The sequence below is a fragment of the Clostridium subterminale genome, assembly GCF_039521425.1.
Lineage (GTDB): Bacteria > Bacillota > Clostridia > Clostridiales > Clostridiaceae > Clostridium_J > Clostridium_J subterminale.
The window spans coordinates 198107-219135 of sequence record NZ_BAAACI010000007.1 but is presented as its reverse complement, the minus strand read 5'-3'; the positions used below and the strand labels follow the sequence as shown (position 1 = coordinate 219135).

Genomic DNA, 21029 nt, shown 5'->3' with positions numbered 1-21029 from the left:
TAATTAGCTATAACTTTTTTAGTATAAATAAAAAAATCAGTTCATTGTAACTTTACAATGAGCTGATTTTTTATTTTGACTAGAATATTTCATGAAATACTACACAAGCTAATTTAAATACCATGGGAGGAGAATTTTATATGGGAAAAAGAAAGCAAAAAAGAAAAGATAATAAAAATATTTTTTTAATTATTATTGCATTAATAATTGTTTTTATAGTGGTATATCTTTTATTTTATTATGGATATATGAAGCGTACCGTAAGTAGCTATGAAGATAAAATTTATCCTCAAGTTTTTGTAGAAGGAATTGAAATTGGAGGAAAAACTAAGGATGAAGCTATAAAGCTTTTAAATGAAAAAACTAAAGAACTTATTAATAATGATATTAAGATAAAGGTGAAAGATAAAGAATATAAAATTGATTATGATAGCTTAAGTATAAAAAGCAACTTACAGGAAACTATTATAGAAGCTTTAAATCATGGAAAGGATTTATCTATAAGGGAAGGTTATAAGTCGATAAAAAATCCTAAGAAAGTAGATTTTGATATTGAGTATAGCTATAATATAAAAGCTGTAGATTCTTTGTTGGATGAAATTGAGAAAACTTTTAGCAAGGAAGTTAGAAATGCAACTATAATCAAAGAAGATGGAAAACTAAAAGTTAGTGAAAGTTCTTCAAAAGAAGAAATAAATAGAAAAGATTTTATTTCTCAGGTTGAAGAAGTTGTAAAAAGTAATACTGAGAACAATAAAGGTGATGTTACTCTCGAATTACCTATTAGTATAGAAGAGCCAAATATAAATACTAAAGACTTGCAAAGGATCAATACAATAATATCTAGTTTTAGTACAAACTTTCTAGATGATGTAATAGCTACCAACATTAAAGTAGCAACTGCAGCAGCGAGTGGCATAGTTTTAATGCCAGATGAAGAATATAGCTTTAATAAACTAGTAGGGGAGAGTACGAAAGAAAAAGGGTATGTAGAGGTACCAGTTATAAAAGATAATAAGCTTCAATCTGAATTAGGTGGAGGTATATGTCAGGTATCTACAACTCTTCATAATGCAATAGTAAGGGCTGGAATACTGCCCACAGAGATAACTCATCATTCTATGCCAGTAGGATATGTTGATAAAGGCATGGATGCAACTATTTATTATAATTTAGTAGATTATAAGTTTGAAAACACTTTACCATATCCAATTTATATTGATGCTATAGTAGAAAATAATAAAATAATATTTAATATATATTCCTATAAAGAATTAGCTAATAAAAAGTATGAAATAATTAGTAAAGTATATGAAGAAATCCCTCAAAAGATAGAATATAAAAAGGATATAACCTTAGATGAAGGTGAGGAGAAAGTTGAGAATCTAGGTAGTAAGGGTTATAAGGTAAAGGTTTATAGAAAAACCTTAGAAAATAAAAAGGAAGTAAAAGAAGAGGTAATATGTGATGAGATATATAAGCCTATAAATAAGATTATTAGAAGAAATGGGTAGAGGTATAGGGAAGGAATTGCATGTATAGAATATTAATAATAAGATTTTACAATAGCAAGCAATTATGTAATGAAATCGTAATGAAAATATAATTAACATATGATATAATTTATATGTTAAATCGATTTTTAATTGTAAAATGAAAGGAATGTTACTATGGATATGAATCTAGAGAAGGGCGATAATGGATCAAAGCTTTCACCAGCCCCAGATGCTAAAAAATCTAATATGAAAGCTAAGATCATAGCAATTTCTTCCGTAATAACTATAGTTCTTTTAGTATTTATAGGGACAACAGCATACATCAATACAACTGTATCAAAATATGAGAATTTAATTATGCCAGGTGTGCAGATTGAAGGAATAGATGTAGGTGGTAAAGCTAAGGACCAAGTAGTACAAGAACTAAATAGTAAATATAACGACGAAATTGGTAACCGAAATATTAAAATTAAAGCTGGAGATAAGGAGTATGCTATTAACTACACTGACTTACATGTGGAGTTTAATATAGATGAAACTGTAAATGAAGCCTTTAAATATAATAGAGATCTTGGATATCTAGACAAGTTTAAAGCAATAAAGAGTTCTGATAAAAAAGACTTTCCAATAACATTTACCTATAATAACGAAATTATAAATACTGTTGCTAAGCAAATGGAAAGTGAAATTAATGTTGCTAAGAAGGATGCTACTATAGAAAAATCAGGCTCAGGATTTAATGTTACTGAAGAAGTAGTTGGAAAGACTTTAGATGTACAAGCGTTGGTTAATGATATAAATGCTAAGGTATCGGAAACTAAATCAGGAAACATAGAAGTAACTGCAATGATAAAAGATGAGGCACCTACTAAAACTAAGGAAAAATTATCAACTATTGACACTAGAATTGGAACTAAAACTACTAGTTTTGGAAGTTCAGATTGGAGCAGAAGTACGAATATATCTTTAGGAGCTCAAACTGTAAATGGTATAGTATTAATGCCAGGAGAAAGTTTTAGTTTTAATACTACAGTTGGTGATACTACAGCAGATAAAGGGTATCAACCAGGAGGCGTTTATGTAGGGGATAAGGTTGAGATTGGATATGGCGGTGGTATTTGCCAGGTATCCTCAACTCTTCATAATGCTGTATTAGACTCAGGAATACTTCCAGATGAGAGGTTAAATCATAACATGTCAGTGGGATATGTTCCATTAGGGCTTGATGCAACTATTGCTTATGGAGGAATAGATTATGTATTTACAAATCCGTACAAGTATCCAATATATATTGAAGGATATGCTGGTGGTGGAAATGTAACTTTTAATATATATTCTAACTCTGCAGCTAAGGGTGGAAAAACCTATAGCTTTAGCTCAGAAACCTTCGAGACAATTCCTGTAACAGTAAAATATGAGGATGATCCAAACTTACCAGTAGGAACAGAAAAGGTTACTCAAAATGGATCTCAGGGATATAAGGTTAAGGCATATAGAACTACTTATGAGAATGGTAATGTAGTTTCAACAGAACTTATGAATACTGATACTTATGTACCACTACCAAAAATAATAAAAAGGGGTACTAAAAAAGTAGCAGAAAAACCTGTTACAAAACCGGCAGAAAAGCCGGCAGATAAACCTGCTGAAAAGCCAGCAGATAAACCTGCAGGTAACTAAAATTACGATAAAGAAATGAAAGAAAAATTAAAGATATTTATTCTTGAATAATCAATACCCTATATATAGACAAGATATTCGTCTATACTGTAGGGTATTTTATCATAGTAAATATTCAGCTGAATTTAAAAAATTGGGTGCAAGATAATGTTATTTTAAATATATTGTGTTTTATAGCATAAGAAAAGATTTCATGACCTATATTAATAGGAAGTATTATATGTGTAAATAATATTAATTATATAGGTTTGAAAAGAAAGGAGAAAAGCTAAATGAATTATTTTGAAGAATTTACAAAGCATCTTTTAGAAGATGAAAGACCATCCATATATTTCAATAATTTGGTTAAAAATAATGGTTATCCAGATATATATCCCTATAACTTAGTTTTAAAGTTAAAGGATGTGGATCAAAATCCTAAACATCATCCAGAAGGTAATGTTTGGATTCATACTATGATGGTCATAGATGAAGCTGCTAAAAGAAGAGATAGGAGTAAAGAACCAAGGGGATTTATGTGGGCTGCTTTTTTACATGACATAGGTAAATTAACTACTACAAAGTTAAGAAGAGGTTGGATCACTGCCTATGACCATGATAAAGTTGGAGGAAAAATGGTAGAAGAATTTTTAACCCATTTAAACCTTGATGAAGATAAGGAATTTTATGATTATGTAGTAAATCTAGTAAGGTTACATATGCAGATTCTTTTCGTTGTAAAAAATAATGAGTTTGCAGACCTTAATAGAGTTGTAAAAAGTGGATACATTGAGGATATAGGACTCCTTGGAATATGTGATAGATTAGGGAGAGGGCCAAAGACAGAAGATGAAGTAAGAAAAGAAGAGAGAAATATTGAAATTTTCTTAGAAAGGTGCCAAAATTATATTGATAAGAGAAAAAGAATGGCAGACACATATAATTTGCCTGAGAAATAAGATAGCTTAGGAAGGTAAGTAATTAATGAAGAAGAAGATATTGAGTATACTTAGAAAGAGTAAGGATGAATACATTTCGGGAGAAAGGCTTAGTGAAGAATTAGGAATTACTAGAGCCGGAATTTGGAAGCATATTAAAAATTTAAAGGAATCGGGATATGTTATAGAATCAATTTCTAATAGAGGATACAAACTGGTAAGTACTCCAGACATTATAGATGGTGAAGAAATTTTGCCTTTTCTTATAACTAAGTATATGGGGAGAAGCTTCATTCATTATGATGAAGTAGACTCTACTAATGTTCAGTGTAGAAAAGAGTGTAGTAATAATCCTATAGAAGGAATGGTGATAACCGCAGAAGAACAAACTAGTGGTAAAGGAAGACTTGGGAGAAGTTGGGTTTCACCTAAAGGAACAGGTATATGGATGTCCATAGTATTAAAACCTAATATATCGCCTATGATAGCCCCTAGAGCTACTCTAATTGGTGCAGCAGCAGTTTATACTGCTCTAAAGGATATGGGGATTTCTGTAGGAATAAAGTGGCCTAATGATATAGTGATTAACGGTAAAAAGATATGTGGTATATTAACTGAAATGAATGCAGAAATAGAAAGAGTAAATTATGTTATCATGGGAATTGGTATAAATGTTAATATGGAGTCCTTTCCAGAAGAATTAAAGGAAAAAGCTACATCCCTTAAAAATGAATTAGGAAATGAAGTAGATAGAAAGAGACTTGTAGCTAATATATTAAATAATTTAGAAGACTTTTATGAAGACTTTAAAAACACAGGAGATATAAGTAGAGTTATAGGGATTTGTAGAGAAGGCTCAATACTTATAAATAAAGAAGTAAGAGTAATAAATGGAAATGATGAAGTTATATGCACTGTAATAGATATTGATGATGATGGAGAGTTAATAGTAAAGCATAAAGATGGTACTGTTAACAGAGTAATATCAGGAGAAGTATCTGTAAGAGGAATCTATGGATATGTTTAAACTAATAGAATCATAGTGTGAAATATTTATTTTAATATAGAAATTAAAAGGATTGAAGTCTGTGTTTATCAGCTCAATCCTTATATTTTATGGAATAATAAATTTTATAGCTATTTAAAAAAGTTTACTGAAGCTGATATAGGACAATTTTTATTAAGCTCTAGAATGATATAAGAAAACCAAGGCTCTTTTCTTTTACTAGTAGAAGAGCCAGGATTTAAATACATAGTTTTTCCTTTAGTAAAAATACAAGGTTTATGGCTGTGACCATATATTATTATATCAAGCTTATCTTTTTTAAAAGTCTCAGCTACGTTATCTATGGTTTGCTTTTTAGTACCATCACCATGACAAATACCAATTTTATAGCCTTCTAAAGTAAGTATGTGCTTTTCAGGAACTAAACTTCTTAAATTTGATTTATCATTATTTCCATAAACACCTATAAATTCTGACTTTTCCTTAATCATGGAGATTACTTCAGGGGAGGTATAGTCTCCTGCATGAATTATTAAATCTACATCTTTTAATTTGTCGTCTAGTATATGTTTTAGCTTTGAATAATGTTTATTCATATGGGTATCAGAAATAATTCCAATCTTCATTTTAAGTTTCACCTCCACATAAAAAATATATATACATTATTAGTATAAGCATAAAAATTTATTTGTGTAATTTAAATTTAAAAAGTTAAATTACACTTTCTTTAGAAAAACTAAATAAGTTGAAAATACTGATAAAATTAAAGTGTTATTTAAAAAGTTAATGCAATCAATAACTATTATTCATTAAATAGTAGAAAAAACTCTTAAATTCGAGTATACTATAATTAAGATAAATTTATTATAAACATTGCATTATTGTAATAAAGTATGGCTTAATTATATTTAATTTATGGATATAGTTAAGCAGGAATAACATAATAATATTTACTTAATTTCAAAATGTCATAGGAGTGATAAAATGAAAGATAGTATAATGAATATTATTAAGGACAAGACTTTAACTTATGAAATGAAAGTTTTAAATTTAGCTAGGGAGTCAGAAAATAGTTTAGATGTATTAAATAAATCTGACAAAACAAAAATGTATGAAAATGCAGGTGTTATTTGTGACCTTAATGAAGGTAATGCACCATATAGACCTAGATACATTGTACCTGACTATGAAAAATTTATGAAAAATGGGAGCCAGTTTTTAAACCTAACTCCTGCAGAGGATATATGGGATGCAGTAAATAATTTACTTATTCTATATAAGCACGTACCATCAGTTACATCTTTCCCAGTATATGTAGGTAATATTGATACTCTTTTAGATCCATATATAGAAGATGAGAAAGAAGCATATAAAGCAATTAAGTTTTTCTTAAAGCATATAGATAGAACTATAACTGATTCATTCTGTCATGCTAATATTGGACCAAAGGATACTAAAGCAGGAAGGATAATTCTAGAAGTAGAGAGAGAACTTCAAAATGCTACTCCTAATATAACTTTAAAATACTCAAAGGAAACTAGTGATGAATTTGCAGTTGAAGCAATAAAAACAGCTCTTACCTGTGCTAAGCCAAGCTTTGCTAACCATGAAATGTTTAGCTCAGAATTAGGAGAAAAATATGGGATAGTTAGTTGCTACAACGGACTTAATCTTGGTGGTGGAAGTTATACACTAGTAAGAATGTTACTTTCAAAACTAGCTAAAATGGCATACAATGAAGAGCACTTCTTAAACACTATATTACCAGATGCTGTGGAAGCAATGCTTGATTATATGGATAAGAGAGTTAAATTTATAGTTGAAGAAAGTAATTTCTTTGAATCAAGCTTCCTTGTAAGAGAAGGTTTATTATCAAGAGATAGATTTACTGCTATGTTTGGATTAGTTGGCCTTGCAGAATGTGTAAATACTCTTCTAGGAGAAACAGAGCAAAAAGATAGATTTGGATATGGTGAAAGAGCTAACAAGCTAGGTGAAGCTATTATAAATAAAATGTATAACATGGTTAATGTCCATGAAAATAAATATTGTGAAGTTACAGATAATCATTATTTACTCCATGCTCAAGTTGGGATTGATTCTGATACTGAAACAAGTCCAGGTTGTAGAATTCCAATAGGAGAAGAGCCATCATTACCAGATCACTTAATTCAAAGTGCAGTATTCCACAAATACTTCCCATCTGGAATAGGTGATATATTTAAATTTGATGAAATGGCTAAGAAGAATCCAAAGTCAATTTTAGATATAATTAAAGGTGCCTTTGCATTAAACATGAGATATTTCTCCTTGTACTGTGATGATTGCGATGTTATAAGAATTACAGGATATCTTGTTAAGCGTTCTGATATAGAAGCTTTAGATAGAGGAGAGCAAGTACTTCAAGATACAGTAGCCCTTGGATATGGAGCTGTTAAAAACTCCAAGATTCTTGAGAGAAAATTAAGAAGTTCTGATAAACAGAATTTATAATAGAGGCCGCTTCGATACAATTTTAGCAAAAGCTTATAGTATTGGAGCGGCTACTATGTTATCAGGGAATGAAAATATATCAATACTGGAGGAAGAAGTATGAATAGTAAACAAGAAACTATAGGTTATGTTAATAAAATAATACCTTTTAGTAATGTAGATGGGGAAGGCAATAGAATGGCTATATTTCTTCAAGGATGTAATTATAATTGCCTTTATTGTCATAACCCAGAAACTATAAATAGATGTGTTAATTGTGGTGAATGTGTGCCAGCTTGTGAATATGGAGCCCTATCTATGGTAGATAGTAAGGTTGAGTATAATATTGATAAATGCGTTAACTGTGACGCTTGTGTTGCTACTTGTAAGAAAAATAGTAGCCCTAAGATAACTAAAATAACTGCCTCAGAACTACTAAAGAAAATTGAGAAGGTAAAGTACTTTATTTCAGGAATAACAGTTTCAGGAGGAGAGTGTACCCTTCAAAGAGACTTCTTAAAGGAGCTCTTTACCCAGGTTAAAAGTCTTGGATTAACAACCTTTATAGACACTAATGGCTCTACTCCTATATATAAAGATAAAGAACTCTTAGAAGTTACAGATAAGACCATGATAGATTTAAAAGCCTTTGCTTCAGAAGAAAATAAGATGCTAACAGGGATGACTAATGAAACAGTAATAAAGAATATAAGAGAGTTAGGAAAACTTGATAAAATATATGAAATTAGAACAGTAGTAGTACCAGGAGTTCTTAATAATAAGTATACTGTTGACATGGGAAGTAAGCTATTAGCTGAAATTAACCCTAATATTCAATATAAGCTAATTAAATATAGGCCTATGGGAGTTAGAAAAGAATTGCTTCAAACCACAGTACCTACTAATGATTATATGAAAGAGTTAGAGGTTATAGCTAAAGCCAATGGATGCGCAAATACTATCATAGTATAGTGAGAATATTTATAGAGGGAAAAACTTCATTGATTCTACGGGTAAAATGTTTAATAGAATAATTAACCTATTACGAAAAAGGGTAAAGCTACAATTCAAATTAATTGAATTGTAGCTTTAAAAATGTTTATAAATTTATTTTAGGGAGATATTATAGTTCTGAAAGAATTTCAGCGATGTTAACAGCATGATCGCCAATCCTTTCAAGGTTACTAATAATATCTAAGAACATAGCACCTACTGTAGCACTGCATATACCAGTGTTTAATCTTCTAATATGAGAAGATTTTAAGCTCTTTTCTAAGGAATCTATTTCACCTTCTATAGATCTAACAGACATAGCTTTTTCCATAGTATAGTGAGAAAAACAATCTAGACTATACTCCAATGAGCTTATACATAATTTGGACATTAGATTAAGTTCGTCCATAGCAGCACTTGATAAATCAATATTTTTTGAAGCTTTTTCCATGGCCCAATCCGCAATATTTTCAGCATGATCACCTATACGTTCTATGTCGTTTACTACATGAAAGTAAGAAGCTAAAATTGCTCTTTGTTCATCGCCTATATCAGAATTGGATAGTTTAACTAAATATCGGGTTATATCAGTTTCAAGAATATTTATTAGGGATTCATTTTTATATACTGTATTTATAACATCTAGATTGCCTTCATTAAATCCCCTTAAGGCTATTTCTAGGTTTTCTTTTGCTAAATTTCCCATTCTGACAATCTCATTTGTACATTGTCCAAAAGCTATTGTAGGGGTTTCTAATAATCTATCATCTATATATTTAACTCCAGCAACTTCCTCTTCATCATCGCCAGGTAATATAAAGTTAACTAAACCTACTAAGTATTTAGTGAAAGGTAATAGTAGTATAGTATTTATTATATTAAATACTGTATGAGCATTAGCAATTTGCTTAGCTACCACTTCACCACTAACTCCTGGAGTAAGGGTGGTAACAGTAGTTAATAGTAAGTTTGAAATTGGAGGAATTATAAATATAATACTACCAATTATATTGAAGAATAAGTGAATCAAAGCTGCTTTCTTAGCTGTTCTTGAGGTTCCAACACAGGATAGTAAGGCTGTTACGCAAGTACCTATGTTTGTACCATAAAGAATAGGGATAGCAACATCAATTGGAAGACTTCCAACAGAAGCTAGAGCAACAAGGATTCCGGTAACAGCAGAAGAACTTTGAATTATTGCTGTTATACATAGTCCTAATAAAAGGCCTAAAATTGTTTTACCTTTTAAGCTTAATATAAGTTGTGTAAATATCTGAGAATCTCTTAATGGTGTCATGGCATCAGACATTAAAGTAAGACCTAGAAAAAGTACACCAAAGCCAAGGGCTATACTACCACCTTCATTAAGTTTTTTATTTTTACTAAATAGTACTAAAATAGCACCACCGGCAATAAATACTGGTGTAATTGCACTAAAGTCAAAGGTTATGAGCTGAGCAGTAACTGTTGTTCCAATGTTTGCTCCCATAATTACATAGGCGGCTTGGAATAAGTTCATAAGACCTGCATTTACAAATCCAACTATCATAACGGTAACAGCACTACTACTTTGAATTATTCCTGTAACTATAGTTCCAGTTAATACTCCTTTAAGTGGATTTGACGTAATCTTATCAAAAATACCCTTTAGTTTTTCTCCAGCTAGATTTTCAAGACCATCCCCCATGATTTTCATACCATAAAGAAATAATCCGATTCCGCCAAAAAGATTAATAAGTAAAGTTAACGTTTTCAACATAATTAACCTCCACTGGTTTCTAAATTTTATAAATTGTATGAATAATCCCTATAATTAAAATACAACATAAAAATCATAATGTTAATAGAATTTTAAGCTATTTAACATGGCATAAAGAAAAATTAACTTGAATTTAACAAATGTAGGGAAATACACTACAATAGAAAAAGCTATAATCCTAAGATTAAAAATCTTAAAATTATAGCTTTTATAAGAATATTTTTTTGGGCTAAGCTTGTGAAAGTATTTCAGCGATGTTAACAGCATGGTCGCCTACTCTTTCAAGGTTACTAATAAGATCTAAGAATATGGTACCAACAATAGCATCACATGAACCGCTATTTAATCTTTTAATGTGAGATACCTTTAAATCTTTTTCTAATAAGTCTATCTTCTCTTCTAAGCCTCGTACATCTAAAGCCTTTTTATCACTATAATCAGAGAAACATTCTATGCTGTGGTCTAATGCTTCTATACAAGTGTTCACCATTACTTTAAGTTCTTCAATGGCATCTTTAGAAAATTTAACATTCTTAGAAAGTTTATCTTTAGCTAAGTCAGCAATATTTTCTGCATGGTCTCCGATACGTTCTATATCATTAACTACATGAAAATATGCAGCTATAGTAGTTCTTTGCTCATCTCCAATATCAGAATTAGATAGTTTAACTAGATATCTAGTTATATCTGTTTCTAATAGGTTTATTAAAGCTTCATTCTTATATACTCTGTCTATTGAATCTTGATTATTGTCAGTAAAGCCTTTTAAAGCAGATTCTAAATTTTCCTTGGCTAAGATACCCATTCTAATGATTTCATTAGTTGCTTGGCCAAAGGCTATAGTAGGTGTTTCTAGTAATCTATCATCTATATATTTAACTCCAGTAATTTCTTTTTCATCTTCTCCAGGAAGTATGAAATTAACTAAAGCTACTAAGTACTTTGTAAATGGTAATATTAATATAGTATTAACTACATTAAATATTGTATGTGCATTAGCAATTTGTCGTGATACCACTTCACCAGTTGCTCCAGGAGTAATAGTAGTTACTACATTTAATAGTAGATTAGAGATTGGTGGGATTAGGAATATCATACTACCTATTACATTGAAGGACAGGTGAATTAGTGCCGCCTTCTTAGCAGTTTTAGTAGTTCCTAAACAAGATATTAGAGCAGTAACACAAGTACCTATATTAGTACCATATAACATTGGTATAGCTACATCAATTGGAAGACTTCCAACAGAAGCTAAAGCAACTAAAATTCCAGTAACGGCAGAGGAACTTTGAATTATAGCAGTCATACCTATTCCTAAGAAAAGACTTAAGAATGTATGTCCTTTTAGGCTTAGAATAAGTTTTGTGAATACTGGTGACTCTCTAAGTGGAGCCATAGCATCAGACATTAAAATAAGACCTAAAAATAAAATACCAAATCCTAAAATAATATGACCTAATTCTTTAGGATTTTTCTTTTTAGTAAATAATACTAAAAAGGCACCGATTGCAATAAAAACAGGAATTATAGCATCAAAGTCAAAGGTAATTAATTGAGCTGTTATAGTAGTTCCAATATTAGCACCCATAATTACATAAGCTGCTTGAGATAAGTTCATAATACCTGCATTAACAAATCCAACTACCATAACGGTTACAGCACTACTACTTTGAATTATAGCAGTAACTATAGCACCTGTTGCTACACCTTTAAGTGGATTAGAGGTAATTTTATCAAAAATCCCCTTTAATTTTTCACCGGCTAGGTTTTCAAGACCGTCCCCCATGATTTTCATACCAAATAGGAAAATTCCAAGACCTCCTAAAAGGTTAATGATTAAAAATAATGATTCCATATGGTAAACCTCCAGTAAATAATATGTACTTGAATAATATTGATTTAAAACACACAATATTAAAGATACAATGAAATTAACTTAATAGTAATACAAAACTCTTTATTTTAACAATATTTAAATTAAAGTTAACTTAAACTTAACAAAGTATATATTCCAAAAAGATTCAATAAACTTATTTTGTGTATTTTAGTAAAAAATAATGTGTATAATATAGAAGGAATGTTAAGAGAAGTCTAGAATTATATAATATAAGAAAGGAAGTGGGCTTATGGAATTTAAAGATATAATAAAAAAAGTTAAAAAGACTGAATATTTAGGATATTTTGATGTGATCGAACATAGGGAATGCATTAAAAACCTAGTTATTTTTGAAAGTGAAGCTGATAAACTTGAAAAAGATATTCCTGAACCATGGTTTGTAAGAAAAAAGGAGTTTAATCGTGCAAAGGATGATTCACCAACCTTAGTTAAAATAAATATATTTAATAGAGTGGCAGACGCCATAAATGACATGGTTATGTATGATAATATAAATGAAAGTGATGTAGAGTTACTAAAGGAATATCCAGACATTACAAAAAGAATTATAGAAAGAAAGTATGAAGATTTAGATAAAAGTATTAGTAAAATTAAAGAAGATAAAAAGGGTAAGTTAATTCCAATAATGAACAAAGCAAAAGCTTGCCTCGAAGAAATTGGAAGAAGACTTAATTAATTATATAAAAATTCTGAAAGATATTTTAGAAGAGAGAAAGCTGAGAATTTAGTTCTTGGCTTTTTTTTATTACTAAAATATAAAATAAATTGAGGAGAATTTACATTTAATTATATTAAATAAATATCTATAAATGCACACGAAATGGTCATTTTCGTACCTAAAAGTACATGTGAATAAAAAGGTAAAAAGTGAAATAAATAGAAATATTAAAGATATAATAAGTATTTGGGGGGATAATTATGACAAAATTTTACAAGAGAATATGTAAATTACTTATAATTACATTATTGGTAACAATGACACCGATAAATGCAATTATGGTAAGTGCTACGGATGACACAGAAGAAATAACTACTAAACAAAATGATGAGTCAGAAATAGTTAGGGAGATTGAAGAGAAGAGAGAAGAGAATACAAAATACTTTTTAAAGGATGATGGAACATATGAAGCGATATTATATGAGGATCCTGTACATTATTTAAATAATGGTAAATGGGTGGATATTAATAATGCTTTAGAAGATAAAGGAACATATTATGAAAATAAAGAAAATGAATTCACTGTTAGGATAGGTAAAAATGCCAGTGATAAGGAACTTATCGCTGTAGTAAAAGATAAGTACAAGCTATGGTGGAATATAGGTGTCGGCAGTGGAGCAAAAATAGAGGAAGAACCAATTAAAAATGACAAAGATGTTGAAGAAGAAAAAACGTCTACAGATGATAAGTTAAGCGAGAAAACAGAAAAACCATCAGCAGATGATAAACCAAGTGAAGAAAGTGAAAAACCATCAACAGAGGATAAGAAAGATGGAGAAATAGATAATACACCTAAAGATGACAAAACAAAGGATGAAACAGAAAAGGCAACCACAGATGATAAAAATAGTGGAGGGACAGAAAAACCAACTACAGATGAAAAGGTAAATGATGAAATAGATAATTCAACTACTGATAGTAAAAATAATAAATTAAAAGAAAAAACTAATTTAGTAGGCAATGCATCAAAAAATTCAACAATACCTAATACTGTAAATAATGAGAATGAAAAAGTAGAGGATAATAAAGAAAAAGAAGATAATAAAGAAAAAGAAGAAAAAAAAGATTCAAATGAAGATGGAAAAGGAAGTAAAGACACTAAAGGAGATAATAAAGACAATAAAGGAGATAATAAAGACAATAGCAATAAAGGTGCTAATGAAGATGAAAAAAAATCTAATAGTAGTGAAAAGAATGAGAAGAAAGTTGATAAGAAATTAAATAAAGATAAAAAAATAAAAAATATAAACAAGCTAAGTAAAGCAGCAGTAGAAAATACAGATATAAACAAAGTTATTGATGAAATGATAGAAAAAGAACTAGGAAGTAATAGAAGGGTAAAAAGATCAGCTAATAATAAGAGTTTAAAAGACAAAATTAAAAAAGAAATTGATAAGAAGTTTTTACCTAATGTTAAATCAAGTGTAGAATTTAAGTCTATTTACAAAAATATTGACTTAGAGTATAAATTGATAGGAAAAACAGTAAAGGAAAATATAATATTAAATGAAAAAATAGATAATCCTTCAATTTTGTTTAACTTGAATATAGAAAATCTAAAACCTAGAGTTGAAGGAAATATAGTTATATTTGAAGACATAGAGACTGGAGCTGAAGTATTCCAATTAGATAAGCCTTTTATGTATGATGCAAAGGGAGAAATATCTGAGGATATTGAGTTAATATTTAAAGAAGCGGAAGAAGGAGGATATACCTTAGAAATAGTTCCAAATAATGAATGGATTAATGATGATAAAAGAGAATTTCCAATTACAGTAGACCCAATAGTAAGAACAGATACTAATACTAATTATATAGAAGATACTTTCGTAGCATCAACAGATACTGAGAATAAGTGGAACAACTTATTTCTAAGGGTTGGAAATGTTCAAACTATAGGAACTACAGAAACATATGTTAAGTTTACTAAATTACCAAAATTAAATGCTGGCGATATGGTAGTAAATGCTGAACTAGCATTACTTAAGCAAAATAGCTATAGTGGGGCTGATGGTCAAATAAATGCATATACTGTTACTAGTCCCTGGGCTGCAACACAAAGTAATGGAGTAATATGGAAAACTAAACCTAAAGTTGAAAGTAGAATATTAGATATTCAAACTGTTAAGAATGGTTGGTATTCCTGGAATGTCACCAAAGCTGTAAAAGGTTGGTATACAGAAGGAAATAATTATGGTATAGCGTTAAAAAGAGATAATCCTGCATCTGGAAATACGGCATTTTTATCTTCTGATTGTCATAGTGCCTATAGCGCTGGATGGCCATTAGTATCAATTCAATATGTTAATAATACAGGATTGGAGAACTATTGGACATATCATTCACAGGATATGGGTAGAAGTGGAATAGGATATATAAATGACTATAATGGTAATGTTGTTTTTACCCATAATGATTATACAGCATCAGATAGTAGACTAGCATTGAAAATTGAACATGTTTATAATAGTAATGATAAAGATACTGATATAGGATACGGAAAAGGGTGGAAACTAAACATTCAACAAAGGATAACTGAAGAAGTAATAAATGGTACAACTTACTATAAATATTTTGATAGTGATGGAACTAATCATTATTTTTATTATGATTCAGCATCTAAAAATTATAAATGCGAAAGTCTTGAAGGTATTAAATTCACTAAAAATAGTGATGGAAGCTATATGATTACGGATAAAGATAGAAATAAATTATATTTTGTTCCTGGTGGTTATCTTAAAACTATAACAGACACTAATAATAACACTAACACTATACTTTATGAGGGAGTTACAATATCTGGTGTACAGGATAGTTTAGGAAGAATTACTACTTTACAATATACATCAGGCGGAACATTAATTGGCATAACTGATCCAGCAGGAAGAAAAACTAGCTATGCTTATAATGGAATACAATTAAGTAGAATAACTTATTCAGATGGTAAATCATCTTATTATACTTATGAAAGTAATAACAATTTATCTTCTATTAAAAGTTTAGATGGTGCTAAATTGCTTTATACCTATTATGGAGGTTCTACTTCAAGAGTTAAAACTGCCACTTATGTAGATTCAGCTGGGACACAGGGGCAAAGTCTAACCTTTAAATACAGTTATAATGAAACTGAAATAAAGGATGTTAAGGGTAGAACCAATACTTATCAATTTAATAATTTGGGAAACACAGTATCTATTAAAGATTCTAATGGAAGTGCACAATACTATAAATATAATAGTGAAGATAAAGCTAGAAATAGACTAGAATTAGAATCTAAAGTTCAAAAGACAAGTAGTAATTATTTAATGAACCATAATTGTGAGTTAAAGGATAAATATTGGGCAAATGATTACTGGACAGGTTCTACAGGCACTAATGAATTTACTACTACAAAAGCTAATATGGGAAGCAACTCGTTGAAGGTAACTATGACAAATAAAACTAGTAGAAGATTTTATAGTCAAGCTGTTACTTTAGAAAAGGGTAAGACTTATACATTTTCAGGATATGTATCCACTGATGGAATAAGTGATACTAATAAAAAAGGTGCTGCTTTATTTGTAAACTATCAGAATAATACTGGGGCATACTCAACAATAGAATCTAAACATATAAGTGGAACTACTGGATGGAATAGAGAGTCAGTTACATTTACACTGCCAGCAGATTCAGTATCTAATACTGTATATATCAGATGTGGAGTAGTTGAAGAAACGGGGACTGCATACTTTGATAATCTACAAGTAGAAGATGGAGAAATTGCTAATAGATATAATCTAGTGGAGAATGCCAACTTTGCAGAAAATGGAGGTAAAAGTGCTAGCTTTTGGGATGCCAGCAATTGGGAAAATGGTATGGGTCTAGATATTTCTACAGACGCAACTTATCCTTTAAGTTTAGATAAAATAAAGGCTGTTTATAAAATACCAGGTAATCCTAATAAAGATAAGAATATATATCAAACTATAAATATTTCAGGTAAGAAAGATGATGTTTTTGTAGCATCTGGTTGGGCAAAAGGAGAATCCCTTCCAGTTGATGTTAGCGGAAGATACTTTGCTTTAGATGTAGGAATAAGAAGAACTGATGGAACGTATCAGTGGGCTGTAATTCCATTTAATGGAGATTCGTCTACATGGCAATATGTATCTGGTAAGGTTATAGCAGATAGTGACTATACAAGTATAAAAATATATGGACTTTATTATAAAAATGCTAATACAGCTTATTTTGATGGATTTCAATTATACAAGGAAGAATTTGGCAATAGTTACCAATATGACTCTAAGGGAAATATTATATCAACTAAGGACTTAGCAAAGCAACAAAGTGATTTCAAGTATGATGGTGAAGATAAACTAACAGAAGTTAAAGATCCAAAGGGAAACATAACAAAATATGAATATGATAATAATAGAAATTTAAATAAGATGACAACAAGTGAGAATGTTGTAAGCTCCTTTACTTATGATAGTTACGGTAATTCTGTATCATCGAAGATATCTGGCAGTGGATTGTTTATGGAAAGCAGTAATATTTCAAGTGATACGGGAGGATATGCAAAGAGAACTATAGATACCAGTGGGAAGGAAATATTAAATGTATATAGTGAATCTAAAGATAATTTAGATATAACTATTAATCCGGATGGAGTTTCTACTTATTATGGCTATGATGAAACAGATAAATTAGTAAATACAACTGGATACAAGCAGTATGGAAATCCAATGAAAGCTGAAACTTTTCTTATCAACGGTAATAGTGGTGGAGATTTAGGAAGTAAGCCCCTTAGAGATTCAAATAATTTTATAAAAGATGTTAGCGGTCATTACACCTTTAAAGCACAGGATGGCAAAGCACCTCTATATAACCTTGGACTTAGTAAAAATAAAGGAACTATCTCAATGAAGTTTAAGCCTTATGGAGGTGGAACTACTAGATATATACTTCATACAACATCTACAAATGGAGGACTTTTAGCACTATACTTAAATGGAAGTAATAAGCTATGCTTAGGAGTTAGAGATAGCGGTGCAGCTTGGAAGGAAATAATTACTTCAACTAAAAGTATTACACAAAATAACTTATATGCCACAACAGTTCAGTGGGAAAATACAAAGGCAGGTTTAAAAGCTACACTAGTTGTGGATGATGAGGTTAAGAGCAATACATTTACTGGAGGACTACTAGATTTCTCTGGAGGATTTACAACGGTAGGATCATCTCAGTCTAATGAAGATTCTTTAAATGGCGAAATAGAAGAGCTACGTTGTTCATCAGAATTAGAGGATATAGCTAAATTAAAGGCTCATTACAATAAGGTAAAAGCTAAAAGTTATGGATATTATGAAGATTGGGATGAATATCTTCCTTTAAGAGGAAACACATCTGGAATTAATGGACTTAAAGCAATTAAAGATAAGGGTAAATATGATTCAGCTAATGATTTAACTATGCAAGTCACAGAAGGTAGATATGCAGCTTATAATACAGGGCTACGTGATAGTTCAGGTACAATTAATCTTTGGTTTAATCCAGCTAATGGTACAGATGTAAGATATGTATTTTCAGGAACGAACAAGAATAATGCACTGATTACATCATATCTAACGGCAGATAATAAGCTTAAATTAGCAATCAGAGATGGTGGTACAAACTGGATGGATATTTTTAGCTCTACTACACCAATAGCCACAAATCAGTGGCATATGTTAACGGTGTCCTGGAGTAAAAGTAACAATTCACTTACATTTAACATGTATTTTAATGGAACCAAGCAAAGCAAAACTATAAGTAATTATATGGATTTCTCAGGTTCTACAATAACCATGGGACAACATTCAAGTGGTTATTCAATAGAGGGAGGATTAGATGAATTAATTCTTTCAAGCAAGTGTTACGATGATAATACTATAAAGGAAATGTATACTAAGGGTAGAGGAAAAATAGTTGATAAGATTGGACAAAACAATTACACTTATAATAATGATAGGCTATCAAATGTTTCTAGTAATAGCGCAAGCTATAACTTTGTCTATGATGGAAATGGAAATCAAAAATCTGTAGCAGTAGGAAACAGTACCCTTATAACTAATAACTATGATAATATATCAGGATTATTAAAAAATGCTACCTATGGAAACGGCAATACAGTAGCCTTTGCTTATGATAATTTAAATAGGGTAACTAGTAAAACCTTAGATGGTAAGACAGCTTCAAAATATACCTATGATAATTCAGGAAATTTAGCTATATCTCAGGATTTAAAAAGTGGAATTACTAATAAATATACTTATGACTTAGCAGACAGACTAGTAAAAACAGAGGATTCCAATGGAAACTGGTTTAAATATGATTATGATAAGACTGATAAAACCAGTAAGAAAGAAAATCATATAGGAGGGAAATCATATTCCACAAGCTTTAATTTTGATAAAGACGGAAAAACTGAAAATGTAATATTACCTTCAGGAAAAACTTATTTTTATATTTATGACTCTATAGGAAGAACTAAATCAAGAACATTAAACTTAGATTCTGCTTATACTTATGATACAAGATATGAATATAAAGATGGTTATGCAGGGTCAACAACTTCAATGGTATCATCAATAAAAAATGGTAATAGCGAAATAAAATATACCTATGATGACTTAGGAAGAATTGAAACTGTAGATAATGGTAAGGTAATAAAATATTACTATGATAATTTAGGACAAGTTGTAAGAGAAGATAATGGAGAACTTAATAAAACCATAGTTTATACCTATGATCAAAGTGGAAACATTCTAAAGGTTACAGAATATCCATTAGCAACCACTCAACAGGTAGGAGCATCAACAAAAACTGTAGATTATAGCTATGGTGATAGTAATTGGAAGGATAAGCTGACTTCTTACAATGGAAAAGCCATAACCTATGATGCCATAGGAAATCCATTAACCTATGATGGATACAACTTTAAATGGGAAGGCGGAAGAACACTATCCTCTATTACAGGAAATGATAAGAACATTAGTTATAAGTATAATAGTGATGGAATAAGAACAGAAAAAACAGTAAATGGAGTAAACTATAAATATACATTAGAAGGAAGTAACGTAGTATATGAAGAAATAACTAATGGAAGTAATGTAGACAAAATTCTATATAACTATGGAGATAAAGGACTTGTAGGCTTCGTGCTAAATGACACTGAACAATATTTTTATGTTAGAAATGCTCAAGGTGATATTATAGGAATAATAAACTCTATTGGAAAACAAGTTGTTTCTTATACCTACGATACCTGGGGTAAGTTAATATCTATAACAGGAGATAAAGCATTAGGAGAAAAGAATCCTTATAGATATAGAGGATATAGATATGATAACGAGACTGGATATTACTACTTACAATCAAGATATTATAATCCTGAGTGGGGAAGATTCTTGAATACGGATGCGTTGGTATCTACAGGACAAGGATTATTATCCTATAATGTGTTTATTTACTGTTTAAATAATCCATCATCTAATAAAGATGACAATGGATTCCTTTGTAGTTCAATCACTGAGGGGGTTGGTACTAAAGATACCAAGGGAGTGAGAGATGGAATAAAATCAGGATCATTCTGGGGACAGGCCGTCTATGATTTTGGAATCAATCTTGGTAAAGGAGGTATTCGTGTTGTTAAAAATGGAACTAAGGCGCATAGCGGAAAAGTAATGAGCTACGGAGCTGGGATTACTGATGCTTTTATCGGCAAAAGTAAATATATATTAAGTGAGACAATAGATGCATTTAGAGGTTCTATAAAAGGATTTGCTGCAGTTGGACTAGCAGCAAGTGCTGCTAGTAATTATATAGAATATGATGGAAATATTAAACACGCTGCAATAGGGTGGGCAGTAGATTCTTTAGCAGGTGTATTAATAGGTGTAGCGGCTACAGGAATTGTGGCATTTGCAGTGACGGCAATAGGAATAACAGCGCCTGTTTGGGCCACTGGTATTGCAGTTGGTGTATTAGCAGTGGGAGGAAGTCTGTTATTGAATAAGACGGTAGAAAAGATAAAATTTTCAATAATATCGGGAAGTTAGAAGGAGGAGA

Annotated in this window: 11 protein-coding genes; 8 read left to right on the top strand and 3 right to left on the bottom strand. The window is 30.4% G+C overall.

The window, feature by feature from the left end; genetic code table 11:
* The first annotated feature begins 140 nt into the window (after positions 1-140).
* The 4 genes from ABDZ93_RS14710 (at position 141) to ABDZ93_RS14695 (ending at position 5120) form a co-directional block, all read left to right on the top strand.
* Entirely contained in the window at positions 141-1514 is a 1374-nt protein-coding gene (locus tag ABDZ93_RS14710; protein ID WP_343827203.1) for a VanW family protein, read from the top strand.
* 156 nt (positions 1515-1670) lie between these two features.
* Positions 1671-3176, top strand: a complete 1506-nt coding sequence (locus ABDZ93_RS14705; RefSeq protein WP_343827202.1) for a VanW family protein — start codon at positions 1671-1673, stop codon at positions 3174-3176.
* Positions 3177-3448: 272 nt separating this feature from the next.
* Positions 3449-4114, top strand: a complete 666-nt coding sequence (locus ABDZ93_RS14700; protein WP_343827201.1) for an HD domain-containing protein — start codon at positions 3449-3451, stop codon at positions 4112-4114.
* A 25-nt stretch (positions 4115-4139) separates the two neighbouring features.
* Positions 4140-5120 carry a biotin--[acetyl-CoA-carboxylase] ligase gene (locus tag ABDZ93_RS14695; RefSeq protein ID WP_343827200.1) on the top strand — a complete coding sequence of 327 codons (981 nt, stop codon included), beginning with the start codon at positions 4140-4142 and terminating at the stop codon, positions 5118-5120.
* A gap of 110 nt (positions 5121-5230) precedes the next feature.
* Here the strand turns inward: ABDZ93_RS14695 and ABDZ93_RS14690 are convergent, their stop codons facing one another.
* Entirely contained in the window at positions 5231-5725 is a 495-nt protein-coding gene (locus ABDZ93_RS14690) for a metallophosphoesterase family protein (protein WP_343827199.1), read from the bottom strand.
* Positions 5726-6083: 358 nt separating this feature from the next.
* On the opposite strand from ABDZ93_RS14690, the gene ABDZ93_RS14685 reads away from it, so the two are divergent.
* Positions 6084-7592 (top strand): YjjI family glycine radical enzyme, encoded by a 1509-nt coding sequence (locus ABDZ93_RS14685; RefSeq protein WP_343827198.1) that lies wholly within the window; start codon positions 6084-6086, stop codon positions 7590-7592.
* Between the two features lie 99 nt (positions 7593-7691).
* A complete protein-coding gene (locus ABDZ93_RS14680; protein ID WP_343827197.1) occupies positions 7692-8543 on the top strand; it encodes a YjjW family glycine radical enzyme activase in 852 nt (283 codons plus the stop codon).
* A gap of 151 nt (positions 8544-8694) precedes the next feature.
* Here ABDZ93_RS14680 and ABDZ93_RS14675 read toward each other — a convergent pair whose 3' ends face one another.
* Positions 8695-10320, bottom strand: a complete 1626-nt coding sequence (locus tag ABDZ93_RS14675) for a Na/Pi cotransporter family protein (protein WP_425544793.1) — start codon at positions 10318-10320, stop codon at positions 8695-8697.
* Positions 10321-10552: 232 nt separating this feature from the next.
* Positions 10553-12178, bottom strand: a complete 1626-nt coding sequence (locus ABDZ93_RS14670) for a Na/Pi cotransporter family protein (protein WP_343827195.1) — start codon at positions 12176-12178, stop codon at positions 10553-10555.
* Positions 12179-12449: 271 nt separating this feature from the next.
* Here ABDZ93_RS14670 and ABDZ93_RS14665 point away from each other — a divergent pair, with 271 nt between their 5' ends.
* On the top strand, positions 12450-12896 hold the full coding sequence (locus ABDZ93_RS14665; RefSeq protein WP_343827194.1) for a hypothetical protein: 447 nt from the start codon (positions 12450-12452) through the stop codon (positions 12894-12896).
* 242 nt (positions 12897-13138) lie between these two features.
* Positions 13139-21019, top strand: coding sequence for a LamG-like jellyroll fold domain-containing protein (locus tag ABDZ93_RS14660; protein WP_343827193.1), 7881 nt, complete (start codon positions 13139-13141; stop codon positions 21017-21019).
* Positions 21020-21029: the final 10 nt, after the last annotated feature.

Excerpts from the sequence above, each read along its gene's own strand:
- ABDZ93_RS14710 (WP_343827203.1), top strand. The coding sequence starts at position 141 with ATGGGAAAAAGAAAGCAAAAAAGAAAAGATAATAAAAATATTTTTTTA.
- ABDZ93_RS14705 (WP_343827202.1), top strand. The coding sequence starts at position 1,671 with ATGGATATGAATCTAGAGAAGGGCGATAATGGATCAAAGCTTTCACCA.
- ABDZ93_RS14700 (WP_343827201.1), top strand. The coding sequence starts at position 3,449 with ATGAATTATTTTGAAGAATTTACAAAGCATCTTTTAGAAGATGAAAGA.
- ABDZ93_RS14695 (WP_343827200.1), top strand. The coding sequence starts at position 4,140 with ATGAAGAAGAAGATATTGAGTATACTTAGAAAGAGTAAGGATGAATAC.
- ABDZ93_RS14690 (WP_343827199.1), bottom strand. The coding sequence starts at position 5,725 with ATGAAGATTGGAATTATTTCTGATACCCATATGAATAAACATTATTCA.
- ABDZ93_RS14685 (WP_343827198.1), top strand. The coding sequence starts at position 6,084 with ATGAAAGATAGTATAATGAATATTATTAAGGACAAGACTTTAACTTAT.
- ABDZ93_RS14680 (WP_343827197.1), top strand. The coding sequence starts at position 7,692 with ATGAATAGTAAACAAGAAACTATAGGTTATGTTAATAAAATAATACCT.
- ABDZ93_RS14670 (WP_343827195.1), bottom strand. The coding sequence starts at position 12,178 with ATGGAATCATTATTTTTAATCATTAACCTTTTAGGAGGTCTTGGAATT.
- ABDZ93_RS14665 (WP_343827194.1), top strand. The coding sequence starts at position 12,450 with ATGGAATTTAAAGATATAATAAAAAAAGTTAAAAAGACTGAATATTTA.
- ABDZ93_RS14660 (WP_343827193.1), top strand. The coding sequence starts at position 13,139 with ATGACAAAATTTTACAAGAGAATATGTAAATTACTTATAATTACATTA.